Here is an 11,502-nt window from a genome sequence, read left to right on the forward strand (position 1 = left end):
CCATCGCCGCCACCGGCCTGGGGGCCGCCACCGGCGCGATGCGCTGGCAGCGCGGCCTGGACGAGATCCCCCTGCCCGACGTACGCCCGGCCGGCACCGTGCGCACGGCCGTCGAGACCGTCACCGGCCGGCACCGCCCGCCCGCCGAGCTCGCCGTCCCGGTCCACGGCACGCTGCTGAGTGGCGACGCACTGACCCGACAGCTGGACCGCTGGGTCGCCGACGGGATCCTCGAGCCGTCGGTGGCGGAGTCGGTGCGGACGGTGGCGGCGCACCCGGAGTGGCTGTCGCTGCCCGGGCGGACCCTGGTCGCGCTCGGAGCGGGCGCGGAGATCGGGCCCACCTCGCCGCTGCTGCGCTGGGGCGCCACCGTCGCCGGCATCGACCTGCGCCGGCCCGACATCTGGTCGCGGGTGCTCGAGAGCGCGGCCGAGGGCGCCGGCAGGCTGCTGGTTCCGACGCACCAGGGCAGCCCGGCGCTGGAGAGGAGAGCCGGCTTCGACCTGATCTCGGAGCTCCCCGACGTGGCCGCCTGGGTGCGCGAGCTGCCGGGCTCGCTGGTGCTCGGCAACTACCTGTACGCCGACGGGGGCACCCACGTCCGGGCGACCGCCTCGGTCGACGCGCTGGCAACGATGCTGCGCGGGGACCGGCCCGACCTCACCCTGGCGTTCCTGGCCACCCCCACCGACGTGTTCGCGGTGCCAGGCGACGCGGTGGCCCACTCCGTGCGGGCCTACGAGTCGCGCTCGCCCCTCACCGCCGTACCGGCCCGGGCGCTGCGGACCGTGAGCGGCGGGCGGCTGCTGCGGCGCGCCTACCGGCCAGGCGCCGAGCCCGGCCTGAACGACTGCCTGGTGCCCCAGCAGGGACCCAACTACGCCCTCGCGAAGCGGCTGCAGCGGTGGCGGGCGACCACCGAGGCCGCGGAGGGGCGGCGGGTCTCGCTCAACGTCGCCCCGCCGACACGGACCCGTTCGGTGCTGAAGAACCGGGCCCTGGCTGCGGCGTACGCCGGTGCCGGCCGGTTCGGGATCCGGGTGTTCGAGCCGGCGACCACCCGCGTGCTGATGGCCGCCCTGCTCGTCCACGACCTGCACACCGAACCGCCGGCGGTGGCCCACCCGTGGCAGGCGGAGGCGCACCAGGCCGCGCACGGCGGGCTGTGGCGCGCGGCGTACGAGCCGCGCAGCGCGCTCGGCCTGGCGGCGCTGCTGGGCTACGGCGCGAGCCGGTCGTGAGCCGTCGCTAGATGGAGTAGTCCGGGGTCTCCCACACGAAGCCGTCTGCGTCGTCGCGGCCGGCCTGGCGCGGCTGCCCGAGCACCGTGGTCTCCAGCCGGTCGACCCGGTCCAGGAGCGAGCGGACCGCCCGGCCGACAGGGTCCGGGACGGTCGCGTTGTCCAGGTCGGGCAGGTCGGCGGCGGTGTGCTCGCGCGTGCGGGCCAGCACCTGGCCCGGCACCCCCACGACGACGGAGTTGTCGCCCACGGACTTCACCACGACGGAGTTCGCCCCGATCCGGCTGTCGTGGCCGACGTCGATCGCCCCGAGCACCTTGGCGCCGGCGCCGATGGTGACCCGGTCCCCGACGGTGGGGTGCCGCTTGCCGTGCGCGAGGCTGGTGCCGCCCAGGGTCACACCGTGGTAGATCGTCACGTCGGAGCCGACCACCGCCGTCTCCCCGATCACCACGCCCGACCCGTGGTCGATGAACAGCCCGGATCCCAGGCGGGCCCCCGGGTGGATCTCGATCCCCGTCGCCCAGCGGGCGGCCTGCGAGAGGGCACGCGCCGGCAGGTGGGCGCCGCGCTCCCAGAGCCGGTGGCTGACCCGGTGCGCCCAGACGGCGTGGACTCCGGGGTAGAGCAGCGCAACCTCCCAGCCGCTGCGGGCGGCCGGGTCGCGCTGGAGGACGCAGTCGATGTCGCGGCGCAGAGCCTCGAGCACCGACCCGGGCCGGCGGATGCGGGCCACAGCGACTCCTCCTTCGGCGCTAGTCGGCGAGCCCCGCGAACAGCGGGGTGGACAGGTACCGCTCGCCGAAGGACGGGATGACGACCACCAGCAGCTTGCCGGCGTTCTCGGGACGCTGGGCGACCGCCCGGGCCGCCCAGAGGGCGGCACCGGAGGAGATGCCGACGAGCAGGCCCTCCTCGGTGGCCGCGCGGCGGGCCATCTGCATCGCGCCGTCGGCGGGCACCCGGACCACCTCGTCGTACACCGAGGTGTCCAGGACGTCGGGCACGAACCCGGCCCCGATGCCCTGGATCGGGTGCGGCCCCTTGGCCCCCCCGGACAGCACCGGCGAGGCCTCCGGCTCCACGGCCACGACCTGCACCCCGGGGCGTCGCTCCTTGAGGACCGCGCCCACGCCGGTGATCGTCCCCCCGGTGCCCACGCCGGCGACCAGGATGTCGACCTGCCCGTCGGTGTCGGCCCAGATCTCCTCCGCGGTGGTCCGCCGGTGGATCTCCGGGTTGGCCGGGTTGGCGAACTGCTGGGGCATGAAGTAGCGCGGGTCGGACGCGGCGAGCTCCTCCGCCTTGGCGATGGCGCCGGCCATGCCGTCGGGCCCGGGGGTGAGCACCAGCTCGGCGCCGTACGCCCGCAGCAGCATCCGGCGCTCCACGCTCATCGTCTCGGGCATGGTGAGCACGCACCGCACACCCCGGGCCGCGCACACCATGGCCAGTGCGATCCCGGTGTTGCCCGAGGTGGGCTCGACCACGATGGTGTCCGGGCCGACCAGCCCGGCCTGCTGGGCGGCGTCCATCATCGCCACGCCGATCCGGTCCTTCACCGAGTGGGCGGGGTTGTAGAACTCCAGCTTGGCCACCACCTGGGCGGCGGCCCCGTCGGTGACCTTGCGGATCCTGACGAGCGGGGTGTGGCCGACCAGCTCGGTGACGTCGTGGGCGATGCGCATGGCACGACTCTCGCACCCCGTCGCCGAATCCGCAAAAGAAACTCTGGTGAATTACTGGACAATCAGGCCTGCTCCGACCCCCCACCGGGCGCCGGCGACTTCCGCGCCCGGCTGACGGGGCCCTCCACACCCCCGGCCCGGTGAGGAGGCACGACCCCGGAGTTACGCTGCCACGGTGAGCGAGCGACTCTCGGCACGCGGCCTGATCCACCTGGTCCTCGACCCCGGGTCCTGGCAGTCGTGGGACGCGCCGCCGGTCCGCACGGAGGTCGGGCCCGAGTACGCCGAGGAGCTGCGCCGGGCCGCCGAGCGAAGCAGCGCGGACGAGTCGGTCCTCACCGGCGAGGGACTGATGCGCGGGCGCCGGGTCGCCGTGCTGGTCGGCGAGTTCGGCTTCCTGGGAGGCTCGATCGGACGGGCGGCGGCCGACCGGCTGGTGGCGGCCGTGGAGCGGGCGACCCGGGAGCGCCTGCCGCTCCTGGCCGCGCCGGTCAGCGGCGGCACCCGGATGCAGGAGGGCACCCCGGCGTTCGTGCAGATGGTGCGGATCACCGCGGCGGTGACCGCGCACCGCCGGGCCGGACTGCCCTACCTGGTCTACCTGCGGCACCCCACGACCGGCGGCGTGATGGCGTCGTGGGGCTCGCTGGGCCACGTGACGGTGGCCGAGCCGGGGGCCCTGCTCGGCTTCCTGGGCCCCCGCGTCTACGAGGCGCTCTACGGGGAGCCGTTCCCGCCCGGGATCCAGACCGCCGAGAACCTCTACGCCCGGGGGATCGTCGACGCCGTCGTCGCACCGGCGGACATCGCTTCGATCCTCGACCGTGCGCTGAGGGTGCTGCTGGCGCCGCGCCACTCCCTGCCGCCGGTCGACACCCCGCCGGAGGAGCCGGTTCCCGACGTGGACGCCTGGGAGGCGGTGCTCCGCTCCCGCCGCCCCGACCGGCCCGGAGTGCGCCGCCTGCTCAAGTACGCCGCGAGCGACGTCGTCCCGCTCAACGGCACCGGCCAGGGGGAGACCGACCCCGGGCTGATGATGGCCCTGGCACGCTTCGGGCAGGCGCCCTGCGTGTTCCTCGGCCAGTGCCGGCGCGGGCAGGCCGTCGGCGAGCCGCTGGGACCGCAGGCGCTGCGCGTCGCCCGGCGCGGCATGCGGCTCGCGCGGGAGCTCGGGCTGCCGCTGGTGACGGTGATCGACACCCAGGGGGCCGCGCTCTCCCCGGAGGCGGAGAACGGCGGCCTGGCCGGGGAGATCGCCCGTTGCCTGGCCGACCTGGTCACCCTCGAGGCACCCACGCTGTGCCTGATGCTCGGCGAGGGGAACGGCGGCGGCGCCCTGGCCCTGCTGCCGGCGGACCGGGTGGTCGCGGCGCAGCACGCCTGGCTGTCCCCGCTGCCCCCCGAGGGAGCGAGCGCGATCGTCCACCGCGACACCGCCCACGCGCCCGAGATGGCCCGGGCCCAGCACGTGCGCGCACTCGACCTGGCCGCCCGAGGAGTGGTGGACCGGGTCGTCGCGGAGCGGCCCGACGCCGCGGACGAGCCCGAGGCGTTCTGCCGGCGGACCGGCGCCGTCCTGGAGCACGAGCTGACCGCGCTGCTGGCCGCCGGACCGGGCACCGCGGAGACCCGCAGCCGACGCTTCGCCGGGCCGACCGGGGGGCTCGGCTTGACCACAGCGAAATAGTCCGTACATTTATACCCCAGAGGGTATTCAAGGAGGACGCATGGAGATCATCTCGTTCCGCACGCCGGGACTCGGCGACCAGACCTACCTGCTCGAGCACGAGGGCAAGGGCATCCTGGTCGACCCCCAGCGCGACATCGACCGCTTCCTGGGCGCGGCCGCGGAGCGCTCCATCAACCTGCAGTTCGTGCTGGAGACGCACCTGCACAACGACTACGTCTCCGGCGGCGAGCAGGCCGCGCTGCGGACCGGCGCGCAGCTGGTCCTGCCGGCCGCGGCCGCCGCGGCGTACCGGCACGTGCCCGCCTTCCACCTCGAGGACCTCGAGGCCGAGGACGGGCTGACCATCCGCCCCATCCACACCCCCGGCCACACGCCCGAGCACACCAGCTACCTCGTGCTCATCGACGGCAAGGAGGTCGCGCTGTTCTCCGGCGGCAGCCTCCTCGTCGGCTCCGCCGGGCGACCCGACCTGCTCGGCCCGGAGCGTGCCGACACCCTGGCCCGCCTGCAGTACATCTCGATCAACCGCCTGGCCCAGCTGCCCGGTGACGTCGAGCTGCTGCCCACCCACGGCGAGGGCTCCTTCTGCACGGCGAGCGGAGCAGGGAAGTTCACCTCCACCATCCGCGACGAGATCGCGGCCAACCCGCTGCTGGCCTGCGCCACCCCCGACGAGCTGTCCGAGACCATGCTCCGCGCGCCGATGCCCATCCCCGCGTTCTACAAGTTCATGGGCCCGGCCAACACGCTCGGGGTCAAGCCGCTGCCCCAGCGGCAGGTGCCGCGGCTGGCGGTGGCCGAGGTCGAGGGCCGCACCGACGTGCACGTCATCGACCTGCGCCCCCGCGAGGACCAGGCCAAGGGCGTCCTGAAGGACACCGTCGCCATCGAGATGGCCGACGACTTCGGCTCCTGGGCAGGGTGGCTCGTGCCGTACGACGAGCCGGTGGTCCTGGTCGCCAACCCCGACCAGGACGTGGACGCCGCGATCAACCAGCTGGCCCAGATCCAGTTCGACAACGTCGTCGGCGTGGTCACCGACGTCTCCGGCGCGGCCCTGCACTCCGACTTCGAGCTCGTCGACGTCGCCACCGCCCGCAGGCTCGCCGAGCACGGCGACATGCAGGTGCTCGACGTGCGGATGCCGAGCGAGCGGGCGGAGGTGCGCTACCCAGGTGCGGTCGAGCAGTTCGTCGCCGACCTGTTCACCCAGGGCGTGTCGGAGGAGCTGGACCGTGCCAAGCCGGTCCTCGTGGCCTGCGGGAGCGGCCGCCGAGCGGTGATCGCGGCCAGCCGGCTGACCGCCGAGGGCTTCGACGTCCGCGTGCTCAACCCCGGCGGCGTCACCGACCTGGTCGGGCAGCCCGCCTGACGCACCGACCCGGGTGGCTGCGCCGCCTTCGCGGCCGCCCGGGGACGGGCCTCACCATGAGCTCTCTGCGCCGTTTCGTCCCGCTGCTGGCCTGGCTGCCGGAGTACCGAAGGCCGGACCTGCTGGCCGACCTGCGCGCGGGCGCCACCGTCGCCGTGCTGGTCATCCCGCAGGCGATGGCCTACGCCGCCCTGGCCGGGGTCCCGCCGATCACCGGCCTGTACGCCGCCGTGGTGTCGCTGGTGGTCTACGCCGTCTTCGGCACCAGCCGGTACATCTCGGTGGGGCCGGTGGCCATCGACTCGCTGCTCACCGCCGCCGCGGTCGGCCCGCTGGCGGCGGGCGACCCCACGACGTACCTGGCCCTGGCGAGCGCCCTGGCGGTCATGGTCGGGGTGCTCCAGGTCACAGCGGGAGCCGTCCGGCTCGGCGCGCTGGTGAACTTCGTGTCGGCGCCGGTGATCAGCGGCTTCACCTCCGCTGCGGCGCTCACCATCGCCGCCACCCAGCTCAAGGACCTGCTCGGCCTGGACGTCACCGCACCGGCCACGACGTTCGTCGCTGCGGTCCGCAACGTCGGCGACGCGATCTCCACCGTGGACCCGCTCACCACGCTGCTCGGGGTGGCCGCGATCCTGGCACTGGTGGCGCTCCGGCGCTGGGCGCCCCGCGTCCCCGGACCGCTCGTCGTGGTCTCCGTGCTCACCCTGGTGGTGTGGGCCGCGGGCTGGGGTGACCAGCTCTCCCTGGTCGGTGAGGTCCCCGCGGGCCTCCCCGTCCCTGGCGTGCCGAACGTCGGCTGGGGCGACGTACGGACCCTGCTGCCCTCCGCCGCGGCGATCGCGCTGATCTCCTACATGGAGTCGATCAGCACCGGGACCGCCTTCGCCCGGCGTACCCGGACCAGGGTCGACCCGGACCAGGAGTTCATCGCGGTCGGCCTGGCCAACACCGGCGCCGGTCTCGCGCACGGGTTCCCGGTGGCCGGGGGCTTCTCCCGCGGCGCGGTGAACTTCAACGCCGGCGCCCGCAGCCCGCTCTCCGGGGTGATCGCCTCGGCGCTGATCCTGGTGGCCCTGTTCACCGCCACCGGGCTGCTCGCCCACCTGCCCAAGGTGGCCCTGGCGGCGGTGATCATGGTCGCGGTGGCCACCCTCGTCGACGTGGGCGCCGCGATCGCGATGGGCCGGGTCCGGCGCGGCGACCTGGTCGCGCTGCTGGTCACCTTCGTGGCCACCCTCGTCCTGGGACCTGCGCCCGGGCTGGGCGTCGGGGTGCTGGTCAGCGTCGTGCTGCTGCTCCGCCACACCGCCCGGCCGCACATCCCCGAGCTCGGCCGGATGCCGGGCCAGCAGGTCTACCGCAACGTGCTGCGCCACGAGGTGCTCACCTCCCCCGACCTGGTGGTGCTGCGCATCGACGCGCCCCTCACCTTCGCCAGCGCGCGCCCGATCGCCGACCGGGTCACCGAGGTGGTCGGCAGCCGACCCGCGGCGCGCTGGCTGGTGCTCGACTGCTCCGCGATCACCACCGCCGACTTCACCGGCGTGGAGATGCTGCAGAACCTCTGCACCGACCTGGAGCAGGCGGGCGTGGTCGTCCACCTGGCCGCCCTGCGGGGGCCGGTCCGCGACATCCTGGAGCGCAACGCCTGCTTCCGCGCCACCGAACGGGCCGGGCGGGTGCACACCACGGTCGCCCACGCCGTGGACTCCCTCGGCGTCACCCTGGGCCCGCACGTCGAGCACCCTGCGTGACGCCGCCTGCGCTCTGCGTCGTTCAGTCGGTGACGTCGACGTGGTAGGCGCGCCCAGACTCCCACTCCGCGGAGAAGCTGAACCGGCTGCCCCGCACCAGCGTCACCCGGAACTCCACCGGGCGCTCACCCAGGCAGCCGGTCCGCTCCACCCGCATCGCCGCCTCCCCGCGCGGGAGGGCGAGCAGCCGGCGCTCGGCCGGTGAGGGGACGACGGCACCGATCCGCTCCCGGCCCCCGGTGAGACGGACACCGGCGGAGCGCTGCCACTCGTCGTACAGCCCGGTGTGGCCGAGGTCGGCCCCCAGGAGCGGCGTACCCAGCTCGGGGTCCAGCCAGGCGCGGTCCCAGGCGATCGGCTCGTCGTCGGCGAGCCGGACCCGCTCGAGGTAGACGAGCTCGGTGCCGGGCGGCAGCCCGAGCCGTGCGGCGGCCTCAGGGTCGGTGCGACGGTCCGCGGCGAGGACCGTGCTGCGCTGCTCGATGCCGCGGGACTCCAGCTCGTGGAAGAGGGAGTACATCACGCCGAGCTGCTGGGAGACCGCGCCGGGTCTGGCCACCGAGGAGCGGCCGCGGGAGGAGACGATCACCCCGTCGTCCCGCAGCCGTCGCAACGCCTCGCGCACGGTGTGCCGGCTGACGGCGTACTCCTCGACCAGCTCCATCTCCCCCGGGAAGCGCTCGGCGAACCCGCCCGCCTCCAGCCGCCGCAGCAGGTCGTCGCGCAGCTGGCACCACAGCGGCTCCCTCGCCGCCCGGTCCAGCCGAGGTGTCGCTGTGAGCCCGTGCTGCACCGACACCTCCGCGACTCGGCCGAGCGGGCGCCGACCGGGCCGGTCGTCGAGGTGACGACGACCCCGGCGCCTCGTCCAGTATATGTCCGTACCTTTGTCGAGTCGCGCCTCGTGCCCCGTCGAGTCGCGCCCCGTGCCCCGCCGAGTCGCGCCTCGTGCTCAGCCCAGCTCTTCGCGCGCTAGCCGCCACGCGGCCAGCGACAACGACCCGACGAGCATCACCGTGAGCACGACGGTCGCCGCCCAGTCCCAGCTCGCGTGCAGCCAGGGAGCGCGCACCAACGCCGCGGCGTACGTCGCCGGGAGCAGCTCGCTGGCCCGCTGGAGCCCCTCGGGCAGGGCCTCGACGGGAGGGCCGGATCCACCGACCATCATGAACACGAAGAACAGCAGCACACCGAGCCCTTGTGCGGCACGAGCGGTCGGCAGCAGCAGACCGAGGAGCGAGCCCAGGGCCGCGAAGGCCACCGCTGCCACCAGGAACGCCACGACCACACCTGGCCAGGATCGCGGCGGCTGCGCGTCGTACCCGACCAGCGCGGTGACGGTCACGAGGAGGGCCCCGGCCGCGGCCACCACCACCGCCACGCACATGTGGGCACCGATCAGCACTGCACCCGGCATGGAGGAGGCGCGGAACCTCCGCAACACCCCCTTCTCGCGATAGCCCGCCAGCTGGACCGGCAGGGACAGCACACCCGCGGTCGCTGCGACCAGCGCGACGTACGCCGAGGTGTAGAAGTCGATGGCCGACTCGCCCTCCCACACCGCCGGGTCGGCCGGATCTGCCCCGAAGACACCGTTGAGCACGTAGAGGACGACCACCGGAAGCACCAGCACGAACATCACCGTGAGCGGCTCACGGACGAGCAGCTTGAGCTCCACCCAGGCGGTGGCCCGGAACGCTCTCACCGGGCCACCCGCCCCCTCGGAGGATCGGGCGGGTCCTCCGCCGTCAGGGCGAGAAAGGCGTCCTCCAGCGTCGGGGTGTCCGGCTCGAGGTCCTCCGGCTCGTGGCCCGCATCCACCAACGCGTGCCCGACCCGGGCGAGCAGCGGCCCGTTCCCGGTCACCACGACGGTCGAGGCCCCCACGCGCTCGACGGTCCTCACCCCTGGCACGCCGCGCAGGAACGCCGTGTCCGTCCCTGGCGGCATGCTGAAGCGGACCCGCTGGGCCGGCAGGTGCGCGCGGACCAGACCGACCGGCGTCCCGTCCGCGACCAGCCGGCCGCGCCGTACCACCAGCAGCCGGTCGCACAGCCGCTCGGCCTCGTCCATGAAGTGGGTGACCAGCAGCACCGTGGCACCCCGGTCACGTACCTGCGCCACCAGGTCCCACGCGACCCGGCGGGCGACCGGGTCCAGTCCCGTGGTCATCTCGTCGAGGATCACGACCCGCGGGTCGGCGACCAGCGCGAGCGCCACGAACAACCGCTGCCGCTGTCCGCCGGAAAGGTCGCCGAATGCGGTACGCCGAAGGGCGGACAACCCCCAGTCCTCCATCAGCGCGGTCCAGGGCCGGCTGCGCCGTGAGAGCGTGGAGAAGAGCTCCAGCGCCTCGCCGACACGCAGCCGGTCGGGGAGCGCGGAGTCCTGGAGCTGACTGCCGATGAGGCGTCGCACCTCGCGGCGCTGGGTGACCGCGTCGAACCCGAGGACCCTGATCACGCCGGCGTCGGGGCGGCGCAGCCCCTGCACGCACTCCACGGTCGTGGTCTTGCCGGAGCCGTTGTGGCCCAGCAGGCCGACGATCTCGCCCTCCTCGACCCGGAAGGACATCCCGTCCACTGCCACGGTCCCGCCGTAGCGCTTGGCGAGCCCCTCCACCTCGACGGCGGCGCCCATCCCACCATGCTGCCCCCGCTGCTGCGCGGCCGCCAGCCTGCCGGCTGGTGGGGCCGGTCACGCGGGGCGCGACTCAACGGGGCGCGGGGCGCGACTCAACCGGGCGCGAGGCGCGACTCAACGGGGCGCGAGGCGCGACTCAACGGGGTGCGGGGCGCGACTCAACGGGGAGGGGGGTCAGTAGAGCAGCGCGGTGGCCGGGTCCTCCAGGATCCCGGCAACGTCGGCGAGGAAGCGCGAGCCCTTCTCACCGTCGATGTGGCGGTGGTCGAAGGCCAGCGCGAGCGTGGCGACCTGGCGCACGGCGATCTCGTCGCCCGCCTCGGTGCTGACCACCCACGGCTGCTTGCGCGCCGCCCCGAAGGCCACGATCGCCGACTCACCGGGGTTGATCAGCGGCGTCCCGGAGTCCACGCCGAAGACGCCCACGTTGGTGATGGTGAAGGTGCCCTCGCTCATCTCGGCCGGCTGGGTGCGGCCCTCCCGGGCCCGCTCGGTGAGCTCACCCAAGGCGGCGGCCAGGTCGTGCAGCGACAGTGCCTGGGCCTCCTTGACGTTGGGCACCACCAGCCCTCGTGGGGTCGCGGCCGCGATACCGAGGTTGACGTAGGACTTGTAGACGACCTCCTGCGCCTGCTCGTCCCAGAAGGAGTTGATCTCGGGGGTACGCCGCATGGCGAGCATCACCGCACGGGCGAGGACCAGCAGCGGGGAGACCCGCACGTCGGCGAAGTCGCGGCGGGCCCGGAGCCGCTCGACGAGCTCCATCGTCCGGGTCACGTCGACGGTGACCCACTCGGTGACGTGCGGGACGGTGAACGCCGAAGCCACCATCGCCTGCGCCATCATCTTGCGCACGCCCTTGACCGGCTCCCGCCGCTCCCGCTCCCCCGCCACACCGACCGACGGCTGGAGGGGCCGGGCACCCTCGTCGTACGACGCCACGGAGCCTGCGGCCGCCTCGACGTCGGCGCGGGTGATCGTCCCGCCGGGGCCGGAGGGGGCGACGGCGGCGAGGTCGACGCCGAGCTCCTTGGCCAGCTTGCGCACCGGCGGCTTGGCCAGGGCGCGGACGTCGTCGGGCGGGATCGGCGGCGCGGCGGTCGCGGGGACG

Annotated in this window: 10 protein-coding genes; 4 read left to right on the forward strand and 6 right to left on the reverse strand. The window is 74.3% G+C overall.

Annotated features, from left to right (window positions below; genetic code table 11):
* Nucleotides 1-1,241 (forward strand): hypothetical protein (locus tag PLP61_RS10415; protein WP_324502645.1); only part of this gene is annotated, 1,241 nt, incomplete at its 5' end.
* A gap of 7 nt (nucleotides 1,242-1,248) precedes the next feature.
* Here the strand turns inward: PLP61_RS10415 and cysE are convergent.
* Both cysE and cysK read right to left on the reverse strand, forming a co-directional pair.
* Nucleotides 1,249-1,977, reverse strand: coding sequence for a serine O-acetyltransferase (gene cysE / locus PLP61_RS10420; protein WP_324502646.1), 729 nt, complete (start codon nucleotides 1,975-1,977; stop codon nucleotides 1,249-1,251).
* Nucleotides 1,978-1,996: 19 nt separating this feature from the next.
* Nucleotides 1,997-2,929 (reverse strand): cysteine synthase A, encoded by a 933-nt coding sequence (cysK, locus tag PLP61_RS10425; RefSeq protein ID WP_324502647.1) that lies wholly within the window; start codon nucleotides 2,927-2,929, stop codon nucleotides 1,997-1,999.
* A gap of 175 nt (nucleotides 2,930-3,104) precedes the next feature.
* On the opposite strand from cysK, the gene PLP61_RS10430 reads away from it, so the two are divergent.
* The 3 genes from PLP61_RS10430 to PLP61_RS10440 are packed head-to-tail and all read left to right on the forward strand — an operon-like array spanning nucleotide 3,105 to nucleotide 7,748.
* Nucleotides 3,105-4,616, forward strand: a complete 1,512-nt coding sequence (locus tag PLP61_RS10430) for a carboxyl transferase domain-containing protein (RefSeq protein ID WP_324502648.1) — start codon at nucleotides 3,105-3,107, stop codon at nucleotides 4,614-4,616.
* A gap of 40 nt (nucleotides 4,617-4,656) precedes the next feature.
* A complete protein-coding gene (locus tag PLP61_RS10435; RefSeq protein ID WP_324502649.1) occupies nucleotides 4,657-5,991 on the forward strand; it encodes an MBL fold metallo-hydrolase in 1,335 nt (444 codons plus the stop codon).
* A gap of 56 nt (nucleotides 5,992-6,047) precedes the next feature.
* On the forward strand, nucleotides 6,048-7,748 hold the full coding sequence (locus PLP61_RS10440) for a SulP family inorganic anion transporter (protein ID WP_324502650.1): 1,701 nt from the start codon (nucleotides 6,048-6,050) through the stop codon (nucleotides 7,746-7,748).
* A 22-nt stretch (nucleotides 7,749-7,770) separates the two neighbouring features.
* On the opposite strand, the gene PLP61_RS10445 is transcribed toward PLP61_RS10440, so the two are convergent.
* The 4 genes from PLP61_RS10445 to PLP61_RS10460 form a co-directional block, all read right to left on the reverse strand.
* Nucleotides 7,771-8,547 (reverse strand): GntR family transcriptional regulator, encoded by a 777-nt coding sequence (locus tag PLP61_RS10445; RefSeq protein WP_324502651.1) that lies wholly within the window; start codon nucleotides 8,545-8,547, stop codon nucleotides 7,771-7,773.
* Nucleotides 8,548-8,700: 153 nt separating this feature from the next.
* Nucleotides 8,701-9,453: an ABC transporter permease gene (locus PLP61_RS10450; protein WP_324502652.1), complete on the reverse strand. Its 753-nt coding sequence runs from the start codon at nucleotides 9,451-9,453 to the stop codon at nucleotides 8,701-8,703.
* Nucleotides 9,450-10,388, reverse strand: a complete 939-nt coding sequence (locus tag PLP61_RS10455; RefSeq protein WP_324502653.1) for an ABC transporter ATP-binding protein — start codon at nucleotides 10,386-10,388, stop codon at nucleotides 9,450-9,452. The genes PLP61_RS10450 and PLP61_RS10455 overlap by 4 nt, the downstream gene beginning before the upstream one ends.
* Nucleotides 10,389-10,565: 177 nt before the next feature.
* The coding region (locus PLP61_RS10460) for a dihydrolipoamide acetyltransferase family protein (protein WP_324502654.1) at nucleotides 10,566-11,502 on the reverse strand (937 nt) is incomplete at its 5' end.

This window comes from Nocardioides sp. (genome assembly GCF_035429765.1).
Classification (GTDB): Bacteria; Actinomycetota; Actinomycetes; order Propionibacteriales; family Nocardioidaceae; genus Nocardioides.